16 protein-coding genes are annotated in these 15531 nt (G+C 71.8%); 5 read left to right on the top strand and 11 right to left on the bottom strand.

Going from position 1 to position 15531, the window contains the following annotated elements:
- Nucleotides 1-5: 5 nt before the first annotated feature.
- Nucleotides 6-959 (bottom strand): phosphotriesterase, encoded by a 954-nt coding sequence (locus AB0L71_RS15935; protein ID WP_365242845.1) that lies wholly within the window; start codon nucleotides 957-959, stop codon nucleotides 6-8.
- Nucleotides 960-1282: 323 nt separating this feature from the next.
- On the opposite strand from AB0L71_RS15935, the gene AB0L71_RS15930 reads away from it, so the two are divergent.
- The 4 genes from AB0L71_RS15930 to AB0L71_RS15915 all read left to right on the top strand — a co-directional run bounded on the left by AB0L71_RS15930 (nucleotide 1283) and on the right by AB0L71_RS15915 (nucleotide 4897).
- The gene (locus AB0L71_RS15930; RefSeq protein ID WP_365242843.1) at nucleotides 1283-2455 is read left to right on the top strand and encodes a cytochrome P450; all 1173 of its coding nucleotides are present in this window, start codon (nucleotides 1283-1285) and stop codon (nucleotides 2453-2455) included.
- Nucleotides 2452-2640 (top strand): ferredoxin, encoded by a 189-nt coding sequence (locus AB0L71_RS15925; protein WP_365242841.1) that lies wholly within the window; start codon nucleotides 2452-2454, stop codon nucleotides 2638-2640. Before AB0L71_RS15930 ends, AB0L71_RS15925 begins: the two co-directional genes overlap by 4 nt.
- A complete protein-coding gene (locus tag AB0L71_RS15920) occupies nucleotides 2637-3782 on the top strand; it encodes an FAD-dependent oxidoreductase (RefSeq protein ID WP_365242839.1) in 1146 nt (381 codons plus the stop codon). Before AB0L71_RS15925 ends, AB0L71_RS15920 begins: the two co-directional genes overlap by 4 nt.
- Before the next feature lie 188 nt (nucleotides 3783-3970).
- On the top strand, nucleotides 3971-4897 hold the full coding sequence (locus AB0L71_RS15915; protein ID WP_365242837.1) for a LysR family transcriptional regulator: 927 nt from the start codon (nucleotides 3971-3973) through the stop codon (nucleotides 4895-4897).
- A gap of 82 nt (nucleotides 4898-4979) precedes the next feature.
- Here the strand turns inward: AB0L71_RS15915 and AB0L71_RS15910 are convergent, their stop codons facing one another.
- The gene (locus AB0L71_RS15910; protein WP_365242835.1) at nucleotides 4980-5588 is read right to left on the bottom strand and encodes a TetR/AcrR family transcriptional regulator; all 609 of its coding nucleotides are present in this window, start codon (nucleotides 5586-5588) and stop codon (nucleotides 4980-4982) included.
- Between the two features lie 310 nt (nucleotides 5589-5898).
- On the opposite strand from AB0L71_RS15910, the gene AB0L71_RS15905 reads away from it, so the two are divergent.
- Nucleotides 5899-6522, top strand: a complete 624-nt coding sequence (locus AB0L71_RS15905; protein ID WP_365242833.1) for a pyridoxamine 5'-phosphate oxidase family protein — start codon at nucleotides 5899-5901, stop codon at nucleotides 6520-6522.
- Between the two features lie 73 nt (nucleotides 6523-6595).
- Here the strand turns inward: AB0L71_RS15905 and AB0L71_RS15900 are convergent, their stop codons facing one another.
- The 9 genes from AB0L71_RS15900 to AB0L71_RS15860 are packed head-to-tail and all read right to left on the bottom strand — an operon-like array spanning nucleotide 6596 to nucleotide 15528.
- Entirely contained in the window at nucleotides 6596-7420 is an 825-nt protein-coding gene (locus AB0L71_RS15900) for an SAM-dependent methyltransferase (protein WP_365242831.1), read from the bottom strand.
- 50 nt (nucleotides 7421-7470) lie between these two features.
- Entirely contained in the window at nucleotides 7471-8886 is a 1416-nt protein-coding gene (locus AB0L71_RS15895; RefSeq protein ID WP_365242829.1) for an aldehyde dehydrogenase family protein, read from the bottom strand.
- Nucleotides 8886-9995: a phenazine antibiotic biosynthesis protein gene (locus tag AB0L71_RS15890; protein WP_365242827.1), complete on the bottom strand. Its 1110-nt coding sequence runs from the start codon at nucleotides 9993-9995 to the stop codon at nucleotides 8886-8888. Before AB0L71_RS15890 ends, AB0L71_RS15895 begins: the two co-directional genes overlap by 1 nt.
- Before the next feature lie 25 nt (nucleotides 9996-10020).
- The gene (locus AB0L71_RS15885; RefSeq protein ID WP_365242825.1) at nucleotides 10021-10959 is read right to left on the bottom strand and encodes a flavin reductase; all 939 of its coding nucleotides are present in this window, start codon (nucleotides 10957-10959) and stop codon (nucleotides 10021-10023) included.
- Between the two features lie 24 nt (nucleotides 10960-10983).
- Entirely contained in the window at nucleotides 10984-11622 is a 639-nt protein-coding gene (phzG, locus tag AB0L71_RS15880) for a phenazine biosynthesis FMN-dependent oxidase PhzG (RefSeq protein WP_365242823.1), read from the bottom strand.
- A 41-nt stretch (nucleotides 11623-11663) separates the two neighbouring features.
- Nucleotides 11664-12497: a PhzF family phenazine biosynthesis protein gene (locus tag AB0L71_RS15875; RefSeq protein ID WP_365242821.1), complete on the bottom strand. Its 834-nt coding sequence runs from the start codon at nucleotides 12495-12497 to the stop codon at nucleotides 11664-11666.
- A gap of 39 nt (nucleotides 12498-12536) precedes the next feature.
- Nucleotides 12537-12884 (bottom strand): hypothetical protein, encoded by a 348-nt coding sequence (locus tag AB0L71_RS15870; RefSeq protein WP_365242820.1) that lies wholly within the window; start codon nucleotides 12882-12884, stop codon nucleotides 12537-12539.
- Nucleotides 12881-14908 carry an anthranilate synthase family protein gene (locus tag AB0L71_RS15865; protein ID WP_365242818.1) on the bottom strand — a complete coding sequence of 676 codons (2028 nt, stop codon included), beginning with the start codon at nucleotides 14906-14908 and terminating at the stop codon, nucleotides 12881-12883. Before AB0L71_RS15865 ends, AB0L71_RS15870 begins: the two co-directional genes overlap by 4 nt.
- On the bottom strand, nucleotides 14905-15528 hold the full coding sequence (locus tag AB0L71_RS15860) for an isochorismatase family protein (RefSeq protein ID WP_365242816.1): 624 nt from the start codon (nucleotides 15526-15528) through the stop codon (nucleotides 14905-14907). The genes AB0L71_RS15865 and AB0L71_RS15860 overlap by 4 nt, the downstream gene beginning before the upstream one ends.
- Between the last annotated feature and the right edge of the window lie 3 nt (nucleotides 15529-15531).

Here is a 15531-nt window from a genome sequence, read left to right as displayed (position 1 = left end):
GTCGCTCAGCGCACCGACAGCAGTTCGCGCGGGTTGTCCACGAGAATCCGCTGCGCGTCCTCGTCGCTGAGGCCCTGGGCCTTCAGGAGCGGGACGAAGGTGGTCAGGACGTAGCTGTACGGCAGGTCGTTGCCGGGATGCCCCTTCGCCACCCCGGTCGCGCTGCTCGACAGCAGGATCCGGTGGCCGAAGCCGGCCCGCACCAACTCGACGACCAGGGCGGCGCGTTCGGCGTCGGCGATATGGGCCTCGTCCTCCACGCCGACGTGGTCGAACGCGACGTAGGCGCCCCGGCGGGCGATCTCCTGGGGCGCGCCGGCGGCGACGGCGTCCTTGCGGTCGAGTCCGCCGACGACGACCCGGTCGGCCGGGAGCTTCTCGTCCAGGACGACGTCGAGGTCGTGCACGGCGTCGCTGCCGTACTGGAGGGAGACCGCGACGCCGGTGCTCAGCGCGGTCCGGGCCGCACCCCGGAACAGGCTCTCGTCGGTCGCGGTCATGCCCTCCGGGGTCGCGACGGTGGCGACCAGGCCGGCCCCGCCGCGCCGCTCCACGCGGGGCACCACCATGCCCTCGACGACCTCCTTGGTGAAGAGGTCGGCGAACTTGTCGGCCGGCCACGGCGTCGGCGGGTTGGTCTGGGGCGTGAGGAAGTAGCCGCCGAGCGACTCCTCCGGGCCCTGGCCCGTCGAGGCGACGATGTGCACGCCGGTCGTACGGGAGAGGCTCTCGTACAGCCGGACGTCCCGGCCGTGGAACATGCCGGTGCTGTCGACGATCGTGCCGCCGCCGTGGGCGCGGAAGTCCGTCAGCTTCGCGGCGAGGATCTCGAAGATCTCCGCGCGGTCGATGGTGATGTCGAAGGCGTACTCCGCACCCGGCACCACCGACAGCAGCGCCTCATGGACCGAGACGACGCCCAGTTCCTCGGCCGGCACCGGGCCCAGAACGGTGTTCACGGTATTGCTCTTGACGCTCATGCCTGCCCTCACGTGTCCGGGTGGGATGCGCTGCACCCTGTTGGCTGCTGGCACACTAGCCACTCGTTTTACACGGCGTCAATGAATTGAACACACAGAAAAAACAATGTACGCGGAGGGTGTACTCGACGGTGGGAGGCGGCCGCGTGTCGCCCGCAAGCAGGGCGGGAACCCAGTCGCGGGGCGCTTCGACGGCCACGGAGGCCCCGCGGCATGGAGAGCCGGGCCATGCATGACGTGCATGTCGCCGCATGCAAAACATTCATTTGTTGGATGTAAGGTCTGCCACTTTCACTGGGGGCATGAGCACCCCACCCACCTCGGACATCGACCTCTTCGCCGACGAGGTCCTCCTCGACCCGTACCCCGTCTACGCCGAGCTGCGGGAACAGGGCTCCGTCGTCCACCTCCGCGGCAACGACGTCTACGCGCTGACGCGCTATGACGTCATCCGTGGCGCGCTCGCCGACTGGCAGTCGTTCTCCTCGACCTCGATCGGGTTCAACCCGATGGCCAACGAGGCCCTCACCGGCACCTCGCTCGCCTCCGATCCGCCGCTCCACACCCAGCTGCGGGCCACGCTCACCGAGAACCTCTCGCCGCGTGCGCTGCGCGGCCTGAAGGGGCAGATCGAGGCGAAGGCCGACGCTCTGGTCGCTGAGCTCGTCGAGAAGGGTTCCTTCGAGGCGATCGACGCACTCGCCCGGACCTTCCCGCTGGAGATCGTCGCGGACCTGATCGGCTTCACCGGCCATGTGCGCGACAACATGCTCCGCTGGGGGCAGGCCGCCATGCAGGTCATCGGGCCGATGAACCAGCGCACGGCCGACAACTTCCCGATCGCCGGCGAGCTCTACGCCTGGTGCTCCCAGGTCAGGGCCACCGACCTGGCCGAAGGCTCCGTGGGCCGCGGCATCTTCGACGCCGAGGCCCGGGGCACCATCCCGCCCGACACGGCCGGTCACATCATCCACCAGTACCTCGGGGCCGGCGTCGACACCACCATTGCCGCCATCGGCAACCTCGTCGCCCTCTTCGGCTCCCACCCCGACCAGCTCGCCCTGGTCCGCGAGGACCCGTCGCTGGTGCCGGCCGCGTTCAACGAGGCGCTGCGTTTCTGGGCCCCCGTCCACGCCTGGGGCCGACGGGCCACCCAGGACGTCGAGATCGACGGGACCGTCATCCCCGCGGGGGCGCAGATCGCGATCCTGTTCGGCGCGGGCAACCGCGACCCCCGGCACTACGAGAACCCGGACGCCTTCCTCGTGGAGCGCAATCCGGTCGACCACCTGTCGTTCGGCTACGGCCCGCACGGCTGCGCCGGCCAGGGACTCGCCCGCCTGGAGGCCCACGCCGTGATCGAGGCGCTGTCCCGGCGCGTCGAGCGCCTCGTCGTCGGGCCCGAGGTCCGCGTTCCCAGCAACATCACCCGGAGCATCGAGGAGCTCCCCGTCCTGGAGGTGATTCCCGCATGAAGATCGTTCTTGACCGCCCCCGTTGCGAGGGCCACGGCCTGTGCGAGGAGGCCGCCCCGCAGCTCATGCACCTCGACGACGAGGGCGAGCTGGTGCTCGACCGCGAGCAGGTCGACGAGGCCGACGCCGCTCTGGCGAACGCCGCCGTCCGGGTGTGTCCGGTCGCGGCGCTGAGGATCGTATGAACGGCGACCGGATGGACCGCGTCGTCGTCGTCGGCAACGGGATTGCCGGACTCACTGCGGCCGACACGCTCCGCGAGGCCGGCTTCGACGGCGAGCTGACCATCGTCGGCGACGAACCGCACCCGGCGTACAGCCGCCCGGCCCTGTCGAAGGCGCTCCTGCTCGACAGCGACGACCTGTCGTCGCACGAACTGCCGCCCGCCGGCCACGGGGCGAAGGAACTTCTGGGCGTACGCGCGACCGGACTCCGGCTCGACGAGCGGCTCGTCACGCTCGACGACGGTACGGCGCTGCCGTACGACCGTCTCGTCCTGGCCACCGGCTCCCGGGCGCGGCGCCTGTCCGACCTTCCCGAGGAGCTCACCCTGCGCGGCCTCGATGACGCGCTCGCCCTGCGCAGCCGGCTGGCGGGCCGGCCCTCGGTCCTCGTGATCGGCGGAGGCCCGCTCGGGATGGAGATCGCCTCGGGCTGCCTGGCCGCGGGCTGCCGGGTCACCCTCGTCTCCCAGGGGGCGCCGCTGCTGCTCCAGCTCGGCCCGTACCTCGCCGATGTCTTCGTCAGGGCCGCACGGGAGCAGGGGCTCACCATCGTCGAGACCCCCGGATCGGCACGGCTCGAACGGCACGACGGAAGCGCTCGCGCCGTCCTCGACGACGGCTCGGTCCTGGAGGCGGAGGTGCTCCTGTCCGCCGTCGGCGACATCCCCAACACGGAGTGGCTCGCGGACACGGGCCTCGTGGTGCGCGGCGCCGTCCCGGTCGACTCGCACGGGCTCGTCCGCCCCGACGTCGCCGCCGTCGGGGACCTCGCGGCCTTCCCCACCCCGCAGGGCCTGCGCCGCCTCCCCTTGTGGAGCAGCGCGATCGAACAGGCGAAGGTCGCGGCACGGGCACTCCTCCACGGTGACGACGCGCCGCCGCTCCGGTTCCAGCCGTACTTCTGGACCGAGCAGTTCGGTCTGAGCCTCAAGGCGGTGGGCCATCTCCCGCTGGAGGGCGAACCGGAGTACGTCGACGGAGAGCCCGGCGGTGGCCCGGCGTTGATGCGCTGGCCGCACGAGGACGGCACCGGTGTGGCCGCGGCACTGAACTACCGGATCCCGATGCCCCGGTTGCGCCGCATGACGCAGCAGGCCGCTTAGGGCGTGCTTCGAAAGTCCCGCCTGCTCGGCGACGCCTGGCACGCACGCTCGCCGCGTTGTCGGGCTCACCCCGATACACCCGGTATCGGGGCGACCCTCCGCCTTGCGATCGCACGCACCAGACGCCGCCGAGCCTGCCCTTCGGGCAGACGACGCTACTTTCGAAACACGCCCCTAGAGTTCACTCCATGGACGACACCGAAGAAGGCACCACGGGTTCGGGGTTGGACCGGCTCGCCTCGGTCAACCTCAACCTGTTGGTCCCGCTCCTCGCGCTCCTGGAGGAGCGTTCGGTGACCAGGGCGGCGGAGCGGGTCGGCCTGTCACAGCCGGCGATGAGCCATGCCCTCACGAGAATGCGACGCCTGCTGGGCGACGACCTCGTCGTCCGGCAGGGGGCGGGCGTGACCCTGACCCCGCGCGCGCTGGAACTGATCGCGCCGCTGCGCAGTGCGCTGCAACAGGCGGCACAGATCGTCGACTTCCCCTGCTTCGATCCCGCCACGGACCGGCGCGTCATCACGATCGCCATGACGAACAGCACGGCGTTCGTCGTCGCCCCTCGGCTGACCCGGCTCATGGCCGAGCGTGCTCCGCACGTCCTGCTGCGTCTGCGGACGATCACGGTGCCGACCGAGGCCACCTTCACCGACAAGGGCGTCGACGTCGTCCTGATCTCCGAGGGGCACTTCTCTCCGTACCCGCGCGAGCGCCTGTACAACGACCGCTGTGTGGTGGTGGCCTCGCCGGACGCGCCACCCGAAGCGAGCGCGCTCGACCTCCTGACCACCCAGCCGCACATCGTCGTCGACACCGACCGGCGGGTCTTCCCCTATTCGGTGCTGGAGGACATGGGTGTCCCCTACCGCGTCGGCGAGTTGGTCTCCGACTTCCTGCTGGTGCCCTTCCTGGTCGCCCGCGCGGGCGGCAGCGTCGCTCTCCTTCGCCACCAGGTGGCCGCCACCATGCGGACGCTCTCCGAGCTGCGGATCGAGGAGTTCCCGTTCCCGCTCCCGGGGCTCGGGATCGACATGGTCTGGAATCCCCGGCTGGCCGATCAGTACTTCATCGAATGGCTCCGGGCGCTGCTCTTCGAGGTCGCGACGCAGCTCTGAGGCGCGGACCGCCGCACCGGGCCGGGCGGAACCGCTTGAACGGCACGGCCCTGCCCCCGCACTCCCCGTCCCGGGGGCGGGATCAGGTCAGCAGCTGTACCCAGCTGGCGCTGAGCTCGTCGAGCATCTGGTCACGCGTGAGCTTCCAGTCGGCGCCGGCCCAGTTCTGGGCGACGAAGTCGAGCTGCGCCATCGCGAGCACACCACGGAAGTGGCGCTGATGGGGCTCGAAGCGCCCCGCCGTCACCAGACCGTCCTCGATGTCGCTGATGGCCTCGCCCATCCACCGCTCGACCAGGTCGGTGAGTTCCGGGTCGATCACCGCGGCATCGCGGCCGCAGCGGATGATCGGCCGGATGGCCGGCCAGTTGTCGGCGGTCCGCCGCAGCCACGCCGTGATCGCCTCCGGTGTCCCCTCGACGATCGTGGCGACGAGGTCCTGCGCCGTGGAGCCGTGCTCGGGGGAACTGACGCGCTGCAGCGCCTCGTTGAGCCGCTCGTCGATGAGCGCCTTCATCAGTTCGCTGCGGGAGGAGAAGTACGCGTAGAAGGTCACTCGCGTGGTGCCCGCCGCGGTGGCGATGTCGTCGACCGTGGTGGCCGCGTACCCCTTCTTCTCGAAGAGCTCGAGTCCAGACTCCAGCAGCAGACGACGGGTCATCCGCTTCTGTGCCTCACGAAGGTTCGCCATGACCGGAATCCTAACGCGCCACCGCAAAGTGACCGCACATACCGGCTTTACATATCACACATTGCACAACATTTTTACGCTCCGTAAAGCGCGACGAGCACCATTCGCGCCGGCCGGCCGGGAGGTCACCGGTGTCCTTTGCCCGCAACGGATCCGCGGCTATGGTCGGCCTCGAACGCGGCTTGCTCTCCTTCGCGAACGGAGGATCGGCGCACTGCGGTTCGCCCCGACGGCGAGCCACGGCTTGTCGCCCTGCTCTGCGGAGTCCGCCTCCCCCTCCGAACAGCGAAGCATCCACGGAGGACATCAGATGAACCGATACGCCCATCTCGCCTTCACGGAGAACGTGCGCAGCGTCCAGCGGGAGCGGGGAAGCGCCGAGGCGATGGCACGGATGCTCGGTGGGGACCCGGAGGAACTCGACCGGATCGGCCGGGACGAGGCGGCGTTCATCACGCAGAGGGACGGTTTCTACCTGGCCAGCGTGACCGCCGACGGCTGGCCCTATGTGCAGTACCGGGGCGGGCCGCCGGGCTTCGTGCACGTCCTGGACGCCGGGACCCTGGCCTACCTGGAGGTACGAGGCAACCGGCAGTACATCACCACCGGCAACCTCAGGGGGGACGACCGGGTGTCCCTCTTCTTCATGGACTACGCGCGCCGGATCCGGCTGAAGGTGATGGCGCGGGCGGAGACCCTGGACACCGCGGAGCAACCGGAGTTGAGTGAGCGGCTCGCCGACGTCCGTACCGACGGCAGGCCCGAACAGCTGATGGTGATCCGCGTCGAGGGGCTCTCCTGGAACTGCTCCAAACACATCACCCCCCGCTTCTCGGAAGCCGAGCTCGCCGAGGCACTCCAGCCGGTACGGGAGCAGCTCGCCGCCCTCGCGGCGGAGAACGAGATGCTGCGCGCGCAGCTCAGGGACCGCTGACCGCTGCCCTCGCACGGGCGGCCCGGCGCCGTGGGTGGACCCCATGGCGCCGGGCCGCCCCATTGCCGCGTGGTCAGCCCGCGGCGAGCTTCGCCCGGATCAGCCAGAGCCGGTTGGCGTGCCGCCGTCCGCGCGGCTGCACGTCGTAGGGCCAGCGGCCCTCGCCGGCGCCGGGCTGTCCCGGCTCCTTCAGGTCCACGACGTCCCAGCCGTTGGCCTCCAGGAAGGGCTCCGGCTCGTCGGTGCCGAAGATCCACGGGGTGCCGTCGGCAGCCAGCTTGTCCAGGAAGGGCCTGGAGAACGGGGAGCGCAGCAGAGCCCGGCCCAGGATGTCGAAGGCCAGGTGGCTGCCCGGCGCGGAGGCCGAGGCGAGCAGCCGCAGCAGGCCGGCCGCCTGCTCCTCGGTGAGGAAGAAGGTCAGTGCCTCCGCGACCCACAGAGTGGGCCGGGACGGGTCGAAGCCCGCCTCCTCCAGGGCGGGCAGCCACTCCTGGGTGAGGTCGGCGGACACCTCGTTGCGGCGCACCGCGGGCTTGGCCCCCAGAGCGTCCAGACGGCGCCGCTTCTCCTCGATGAGGGGGCCGTGGTCCACCTCGTAGAGGTCGATGTCCTGGGGCCAGTCCAGACGGAAGGCGCGGGTGTCCATGCCGGCGGCTATCAGCACCACCTGCTGGATGGAGCCGTCGGCGAGCAGGTCGCGGATCGCGTCGTCGAGGTAGCGGGTGCGGATGGTGATGAACGGCAGCAGTCCGCCGCCCGCGTAGCGGTCGATCAGATCGAAGCCCTTGGGCTCGGCGAGATCGCGGGCCAGCGGGTCGACGTACAGGGCGTCCTCGCGCTCTGACTCCAGGGCGCGGGCGGCGGCCATCCACTGGGCGGTGTACGAAACGGCGTGCATGGGTGAGGTGATCCCTTCTGAGATGGAACGGAGTGTGGTGGGGTGACGGTTCAGCGCCGGATGACCGCCTTGCTGCGCATCAGGAACTCACCGAGGAACCCGTCGTGCGGCAGGCCCGGCTCGATCCGGTGGGTGGGTTCGTCACCCACGTACACGTTGCTGATGGTCGGTTCGTCCAGGAGCCGGTCGATCAGCTCCTCCTGTCGGGTGAGAACGGTGAGGACGAGGCTGTCCCGCAGGACCTTCGTGCCCGCCTCCGGGGTCCAGGGGGCGACCCAGACGCAGGGGAACGGAAGCTCGATCCCGGTCTGTGGCGCGTCGGGGCGGTCGACCTGGTGCACGGCCGGCCGCAGGGCGGCGCTCCCGTCGCCGAGCTCGGCGACCACCGCGTCGGCGCCCCGCCACGCCCGGGTTCCCTCGGCCCGCCGTGCGAGGTGCGCCGCGATGGCCCGGGCCGTGGCGCCGGGCTGGACGGGGAGCACCGCCTTGGGATCGTCCGGTGGCAGGGCCGGAAGTGCGCCGAGGCGTTCGGCGAGGGCCTCGCACAGGGGGGCCGGGTCGCCCTCGACGTAGACCGCGGTGGCGTTGACGCAGCCGGTGCCACCGTGGTGGGCGATGGAGTCGACGACGGTGTCGAGATGGTCGCGCCAGTCGACGTCCCCGGTCAGCAGGACCTTGGACCGGCCGGGTCCCTGGGTCAGCACCGTCGGGTCGGTCCGGTAGCGCCGCACCACGTCCTCGCCGCCGTAGACCATGCCGAGGTCGGCTTCGCGCAGCAGGTCGTCGGCCCGCTCGTGGTCGGTGGGCAGCAGGGCCACCTGGTCGTCGCCGAAGCCCTCGGCGCGCAGGGCGCTGATCAGCCGGTGCGGAGTGAAGGGTTCGCGGCGGGAGGGGCGCACCGCGACGCGGTAGCCGAGCGCCAGCGCCTCCGGCCACAGGCTGTGGGTCCCGGGGTGGTTGCCGGCCGCGTTGACCGCGAACACCTCGCCGCGCCGGGTCCACACCGCGCGGCCGGCCCGGGTCCTCGGGTCGCGCCAGTGGTCGGCGGCGCCCTGCGGACGGGCCTGCTGGGCGCTCTCCCAGGCCGCCTCCAGCCGGGTGGCGATGGCACGGGTGGCCAGGCGGACGACTCCGAGCGGGACGCCGCCGACGCGGCTGACGTCACGTTCGTGTTCCTCGACGGTGCGGCCGGCGACCGTGCCGGTGGCGAACCGTTCCGCGGCGCGGCGCAGTGCGGCGACCCGTTCGTCGGGGGGCAGCGGGGTGGAGTTCCGCAGGGCCGCGAGGGTCCGGTTCACGAACAGGGCCGGGACCAGGCTGAGTTCGGCGGCCGGGGCGCCGCGTACGTCGGTGACGGTGAGCCGGTTGCGGGCCCGGTAGGGGCCCTTGGGGCCCAGTGCCTCCAGCGTGGCGGGGGCACCGGCCCCGCCCTGTGGCCGGTCCGGGGTGCCGGGGGTGCCGGCCATCAGTAGACGCCCTCGATGACCTGCTCGCTCTCGAAGGTCTCGACGGGGGCGATGTCCGCGACCGAGTCCCCGAAGCCGCCCTCGGGTGGCGCCATGCGGGTGGCCAGGTCGCGTTCCAGGTTGTTGGGCAGCAGGAAGGACCGGCTGAGGTGGTGCGCCACCACCCGCCCGCGCTCCCCGTAGGCGACGGGCTCGCGGGTCTCGGGGTCGACGACGCCGAACGTGACGTGCGGGCCGAGTGTGTCGAAGACGCACGGGTCGTCGTCGGACAGCCCCGGACGCTCGCCGGCGAAGCCGACGATCATGGTGCTGCCGTAGTTGCCGGCGAGCACCGTGTCGGGGAAGACCTCGGTGCGGTAGAGGTGGCGGGAGTCGGGGTCCAGCTGGGTGCCGCCCCAACGGATCGCCCGCACCTTCTCGTTGACCAGCTCGACGAGGTCCTCGCGCCGGGCCAGCCGTTCCAGCAGCGGCGGGGTGATGGTCATGACGCCGATGTCCTGGCTGCGCAGGACGTCGGCGGCCTGGTCGATCACGTGCTCGGCGTACGCGGACGCCTCCGCGCCGCGCCCCTCGGCGATGCACCGCTTCACCCAGCGCGGGTCGAGGTCGATGGCGAAGCCGTGGCGCCCGAAGGTGGCGGCGGAGTGCCGGAAGTACTCGCCGACGATGTGCGGACCGGTGGGGACCAGTCCGAGCCAGTCGGTGCCGCGCGGGAAGCCGTGTGCGTCCAGGGTGGCGTTGCTCCAGGCGAGCATCCGCTCCAGCCAGTCCCGCAGCAGGACGACCCGCTTGGGCACGCCGGTGGTGCCTCCGCTCTCGAAGACGCCGACGATGTCGGGGTGTTCGCCGTAACCGCGCGGCACGAGGTCCGCGACCGGGGTGTGCCGCAGTTCGCCGGAGACGTTCGGGAAGCGGGCGAGATCGGCGAGTGTGCGGATGTCCTTGCGGGGGTCGAAGTCCAGTGTGCGGGCCCGGTCCAGCCAGAAGGCGGATCCGGTGGCCGGGCTGAAGTGCCAGTCCATGGCGGCGCGTACGAAGGCGTCCGGATCGGTCCGGGTGTCCGGCGGCGGTTCGAGCAGTTCGGTGAGCTCGGCGATGTCCAGCGTCATGGTGCGTCCCGGGGGAGGTATGTGGTCAGGGGGTGATCGCGCAGGCGACGGCGACGGGGTTGCCGTCGGGGTCCAGGACGTGGGCGATGCGTTCGCCCCACGGCATGTCCGTAGGGGCGCGCAGCAGGGGCACGCGTCCGTCGGTGAGCTGCTTGAGGGTGGTGTCCAGGTCCTCGACCAGGACGAACATCTCGAAGCGCGGTCCGGGGCCGGGCGGGATGCCGCACTGGGTGACGGACCAGTCGGCGGAGACCACGGCCAGTTCGGTGGAACCCCGCCGCAGACCGATGTACGTGGGCTCGCCCTCGGGCGGGTTCCGGCTCTGCCGGGTGAAGCCGAGCAGTTCGTAGAACTCGGCGGTGGCCTCGACTCGTTCGGCGAAGATCAGCGGGAACGCGCGTCCGGGCATGGGCGGTTGGCTCCTGGAGTCGGGTCCGGCGAGCCGTCCGGTCGGGTCCGGCCGGTTCGGGGCGGGATTGGTCGGGGCGGGGTGGTTCGGGGCGGGGTGGTGGAAGAGGCGGTCGACATGGACCAAGGGGGTCCGGTCGCTGGTGAAGGTCTCCTCGACGCGACCGAGCAGGGCCGTGTGGTCGCCGGCATCCAGCACGGAATGCAGGCTGCAGGCGATCCGCGCACTGGCACCCGGCAGCCCCGGCAGCCCGAGCTCCTGAGGGCTCATGTCCCCGGCGGCGAACCGGTCGATGCCGGAGGTCGCGAAGCGGCCGGCCACCTCCTGCTGTCCCCGTCCCAGCACGTTGACGAGGAACCGCCGGGTGGTCGAGAACGCCGGGTGGGTGCTCGCGCCCTTGTCCAGGCAGACCAGGACGAGGGGCGGATCCAGCGAGGCGGAGCAGAACGAGCCGGCGGTGAACCCGTACGGGACGCCGTCCGGACCGTACGTCGTCACGACGGTCACCGGGCTCGGCACGCGTGCCATCGCCGTGGTGAAGCTGACCGTGTCCATGAATGCCGCTCTCCCTTCGCTGCGCTACGGCTGGAGCCGGGTGGCGTGCCAGACGTCCCCGTCCCGGCGGTAGAGCAGCCGGTGGTGGAGCCGGTCCGAACGCGCGCACCAGAACTCCACCTCGTCCGGGCGCAGCCGGTAGCCGACGTACCGTTCGGGGCGGGGCAGGGCCGACCCGGTGGCGGCCAGTTGCTCGGCATGCGCCTGCAGGCCGGCCGGGTCGGCGAGCGGCTCGCTCTGCCGGGACGCCGCCGACATGGCGTGCAGCGGGACGGGGCGGGCGGCCCACAGGGCGTCCGCCCGGTCCTCGGGGACTGCTGTCACCGGGCCGTTCAGGCTGATCTGCTGGCCGGTCTCGCGCCAGTAGAAGAGTCCGGACGCCCAGCCGGTCTCGGCGATCTCGCGGCTCTTGCGGCTGGTGCTGTGGGTGGTGAACAGCAGGCCGTCGTCGTCGATGGTGATCACCGCGACGATACGGGTGGAGGGGCGTCCCCGTCCGTCGGCGGTGGCCAGCGCCAGCGCCCGCGGCTCGCGGACCTCCAGCTCCACCGCGCGGTCCAGCCAGCTCCGCACCAGCCCCGTCGGGTCGGCCGGCGGGTCGTCGTACTCGGGGAACCGGAGATCGGTCGCACCGGTGAGACTCTCGAACCTGCTCGTGTTCAACTCCCGTGCCTTTCTCGCTGCTTCGTGCCGCCGGAGCGTGTTCAGACGAAGAGGGTGCCTCTCCCGGCCGTGACACCGTGGCCCCCGACATGGACGGATTCGACGCTCTCACCGGTGCCCCGGGCGGTGGCGCGCATCAGGGAGGGCCGGCCCATCTCGACCCCCTGCCAGATCTCCAGTGCCTGGCCGTAGCGGGCGAGGCCGTGCCGGGCCAGATGGATGGCGAGAGGTCCGGCCGCCGAACCGGTCGCCGCGTCCTCGACGACCCCGTAGGCGGGGCTGAACATGCGGGCCCGCCAGTTCGTCCCCTCCCCCGCGAAGCAGTTGGCCGCCATGTCGGGGAACCGGGCGAGGGCCCGGTGGTCCGGCCGCAACGCGGACAGCGCGGACACGCTCTCCAGGCCGACGAAGACGTGCCGGGGGCCGTTCCGGTAGACCTCGACGGGGGCGACGGACGCGGACACGCCCAGTGCCGCCAGGAGTTCCTCGGCGTGCTCGTACGGCTCCCACACGGGGTGCGGCTGACGCATCCGTACGGTGACCGCGCCGTCGTCGTCGCCGAGCTCCACCGGGATGACGCCCATGGCGGTCTCCAGTCGCAGCCGGTCCTGCTTGCGCGTCTCCCCGAGGGCGACCGCGGTGCCGAGCAACGGGTGCCCCGCGAAGGGGAGTTCGTTGACCGGCGTGAAGATCCTGATGCGCGCGTCGCCACCCTCCCGCGGAGGCAGCACGAAGGTCGTCTCGGAGAGGTTCATCTCCCGTGCGATGCGCTGCATCTGATCGTCACTCAGGTCCACGGCGTCGAGGAACACCGCGACCGGGTTGCCGTACAGCGGTCGGCGGGAAAAGGCGTCCACGAGCATGTATGCGTGCATGAGAACGTCTCCTGGGGCATCGGGTGCGGGCGGGAGCGGTCAGTGGGGCGCGGGCGGCGACAGCGCGGCACCGAGGCCGTGCAGGACGGGCTGGGTGTACAGGCCCTCCGCCACGGCTTCGACCTCGAAGCCCATGCGGTGGCCGACGGGCCGTCCGATGAGTTCGGCCGCCCGGTTGGGCGGCAGGGCGGCGAGGTCGGGGCGGTCGTCCTCCCACACCATGACGGCGCCCCAGCGGTTGCGGTCCCGGTCGGCGATCCAGAACTTGGCACGCAGTCCGGGGACGCCGGCCCAGTCGTCGGCGACCCCCTCCCGCAGATGTGCCCCCAGCGAATCGACCGTCTGCGGCGTGCCGTCCAGGTCCCACCAGGCGATTTCCAGTCTCACCGGGCCAGCACTCCCTTCAGGGCGTCGGCGAGCAGCCGGGGCCCGTCCACGGTGAGCACCGACTCCGCGTGGAACTGGAAGGACGCGAAGTGGCCGCCGCGCAGCGCGGCCACCTCGCCGGTGGCGGGATCCCGGCCGACCGTCACCCGCCCCACGTCGGGCACGTCGAGGTGGGCGGCAGGGCTGACCGCGGAGAAGGTGTTGTAGAAGCCGACCCGTTCCGGCCGTCCGAACAGGTCGATGGTCCGCTGCACGCCCTGGTTGGGCTCGTCTCGCTGCACCAGCTCCAGGCCGAGCCGGAGGCTGAGGACCTGGTGGCTGAGGCAGACCGACAGGAACGGGACGCGGTCGCGCAGCAGCCGCGCGGTGGCCGCGTCGAGCGCCGCGATCTTCGGGTCGCCGAGGGCGCGCGGGTCTCCGGGGCCCGGTCCCATCACGACCAGGTCGAAGCCGTCCGGGTCGTACGGCTCGTCGTACCGCACGACCTGTGCGGTGGGGCCGAGGGCTTCGAGCTGCTGCACGATCATCGCGGTGAAGGTGTCCTCGGCGTCCACCACCAGGGCCTTCAGGCCGAGCAGGGACGGCACCGTCAGGGAGCTCGGTGCGGTGGACGCCAGCCAGAAGTCGGCGATGCCCGCGTTGCGTCCCCGGAGCGCCTCGCGGACCGCCGGGTGGTCGGCGAAGCGCGTCGGCCCCGGACCCCCGGGCCGGTTCGGCCCGTTCACCCCGTTCGCCCCGGGGGACGGCGCAGGGCCGTGCTGCTCCGCCTCCAGGGCCTGGAGCAGCCCGGCAGCCTTGGCGCGGGTCTCCGCGGCCTCCGCCTCGGGCGACGAGTGGCGCACCAGCGTCGCGCCGACCGCGAGGCGCATCCGGCCGTCCGCGTCGATGTCGGCGGTACGGATGAGGATGGCGGAGTCCAGCGACCGTTCACCGCAGGAGTCGCGTCCGATCAGCGCCGCGACCCCGCTGTAGTAGCCCCGCCCCTGCGGCTCGTAGCGCGCGATGACCCGGGCCGCGCTCTCCACCGGGCTTCCGGTGACAGTCGGCGCGAAGAGCGTCTCGCGGAGGATCTCCCGTACGTCGCGGCGGGTGCGGCCCTCGATGAAGTACTCGGTGTGGGCCAGGTGTGCCATCTCCTTGAGGGCGGGCCCGGTGACCCGGCCGCCCTCGGCGCAGACCCGGGACATCATCTTGAGTTCCTCGTCGAGCACCATGTAGAGCTCGTCGGTCTCCTTGGGGTCCCGCAGGAAGGCGGTGAGGCCGTCGAGGGTCGGCCCGTCCGGCGGGTAGCGGTAGGTGCCGCTGATCGGGTTCATCACGGCGCGGCCGTCGCGCACGGAGATGTGCCGTTCGGGGGTGGCGCCGACGAACACCCGGCCGTCGACGTGGATGACGAACGTCCAGTAGGCGCTCGCCTCCCGTTCGGTCAGACGTCGGAAGACGGTCAGCGCGGTGTGCGGGGAGTAGTCGCCCATGTCCGCCAGCAGGGTGCGCCGGAGGACGAAGTTCGCACCCTCGCCGGTGCCTATCTCGTCGGCGACCACCCGCCGCACGATCTCGGCGTACTCCTCGTCGGACAGGTCGAAGCGGGAGGGCGACAGGTGGACCGGCGCCGTCGGCAGCCGGTCCAGGACGTCCGCCAGCGGCAGTGCGGTCTGTTCGGTCACGGCGAGGGCGAGCAGCGGCGCCCCGTCGTCGGGGGCCGCGAAGCCGCGCTCGGCGAGCTGCCGGTAGGGCACCAGCACCAGGGCGTCGTGGCGCGGGGCGCCGGGGGCGCCGGCCGGCAGCGGCAGCCGGGCCAGCGAGTCGGGGTGGGAGACCTCGCCCACCAGGACGTCGACCGTATCCGGGCTGCCGCTCTCGGGTCGGTGCAGCAGGGCGAAGGCGGGCGGGTGCGGATCGGCCAGCAGCCGGTCCAGGAGGTCCGGCCCCGTCTCCGTCCCCCTCTGTGTCCCCGCCCGTTCCGGGGCGGGGACGGATGCGGCGGTCCCGGCGGCCGGGGCTGCGGGTGCCGGGGCGTTCATATGAACACCCGTTCGCTCAGGACAACCACCCCGCACCGCTGGGCGACGTACTCCAGCGCGAACCGGTGCTGCTCGGCGGAGAAGTCCGCGACGGCGTCGGCGGCGAGGAACACCTGGATGTCATGGCTGAACGCCTCGATCGCGGTGGCCAGCACACCGATATGGGCGTAGACCCCGCACAGCACCAGCTGGTCGCGACCGGCGGCGCGCAGCCGCTGCAACAGGTCGGAACGGAAGAAGGCGCTGTAGCGGCGCTTGGTCAGGAGCCAGTCGCCGTCCGCCGGGGCCAGCTCGTCGACGATCTCGCGGTCCTCGGCCGAGATGCCCATGCCCGGCCCCCAGAAGTCGGCCAGCAGCCCGCGCTCCTCGGGCGTCATCCCGCCGGGCTGCGCGGAGTAGGCGACCGGTACGCCCAGGGACGCGGCCCGCTTGCGCAGCCCGGCCGCGTGGTGGAGGAGCTCGGAGCGCAGCGGGTCGGGGAAGGGGCGCAGGAAGAAGCGCTGCATGTCGTGGACCACCAGAGCCGCGCGGTCCGGGACCGGCGTCCAGTCGGCCAGGTTCACCGGGAGGCTCTGCTGGGTCGGCAGGTCGTACGGGACGATGGCGGGGATGCCAACCATGGG

Source organism: Streptomyces sp. NPDC052052 (assembly GCF_040680455.1).
GTDB lineage: Bacteria > Actinomycetota > Actinomycetes > Streptomycetales > Streptomycetaceae > Streptomyces.
The sequence above is the reverse complement of the archived record's forward strand: the minus strand, read 5'-3'. Positions and strand labels throughout refer to the sequence as shown.

Bases quoted from the DNA above. Each gene is read 5' to 3' on its own strand.
- AB0L71_RS15930 (WP_365242843.1), top strand. From the start codon at position 1,283: ATGAGCACCCCACCCACCTCGGACATCGACCTCTTCGCCGACGAGGTC.
- AB0L71_RS15925 (WP_365242841.1), top strand. From the start codon at position 2,452: ATGAAGATCGTTCTTGACCGCCCCCGTTGCGAGGGCCACGGCCTGTGC.
- AB0L71_RS15920 (WP_365242839.1), top strand. From the start codon at position 2,637: ATGAACGGCGACCGGATGGACCGCGTCGTCGTCGTCGGCAACGGGATT.
- AB0L71_RS15915 (WP_365242837.1), top strand. From the start codon at position 3,971: ATGGACGACACCGAAGAAGGCACCACGGGTTCGGGGTTGGACCGGCTC.
- AB0L71_RS15910 (WP_365242835.1), bottom strand. From the start codon at position 5,588: ATGGCGAACCTTCGTGAGGCACAGAAGCGGATGACCCGTCGTCTGCTG.
- AB0L71_RS15905 (WP_365242833.1), top strand. From the start codon at position 5,899: ATGAACCGATACGCCCATCTCGCCTTCACGGAGAACGTGCGCAGCGTC.
- AB0L71_RS15900 (WP_365242831.1), bottom strand. From the start codon at position 7,420: ATGCACGCCGTTTCGTACACCGCCCAGTGGATGGCCGCCGCCCGCGCC.
- AB0L71_RS15895 (WP_365242829.1), bottom strand. From the start codon at position 8,886: ATGGCCGGCACCCCCGGCACCCCGGACCGGCCACAGGGCGGGGCCGGT.
- AB0L71_RS15890 (WP_365242827.1), bottom strand. From the start codon at position 9,995: ATGACGCTGGACATCGCCGAGCTCACCGAACTGCTCGAACCGCCGCCG.
- AB0L71_RS15885 (WP_365242825.1), bottom strand. From the start codon at position 10,959: ATGGACACGGTCAGCTTCACCACGGCGATGGCACGCGTGCCGAGCCCG.
- AB0L71_RS15875 (WP_365242821.1), bottom strand. From the start codon at position 12,497: ATGCACGCATACATGCTCGTGGACGCCTTTTCCCGCCGACCGCTGTAC.
- AB0L71_RS15865 (WP_365242818.1), bottom strand. From the start codon at position 14,908: ATGAACGCCCCGGCACCCGCAGCCCCGGCCGCCGGGACCGCCGCATCC.
- AB0L71_RS15860 (WP_365242816.1), bottom strand. From the start codon at position 15,528: ATGGTTGGCATCCCCGCCATCGTCCCGTACGACCTGCCGACCCAGCAG.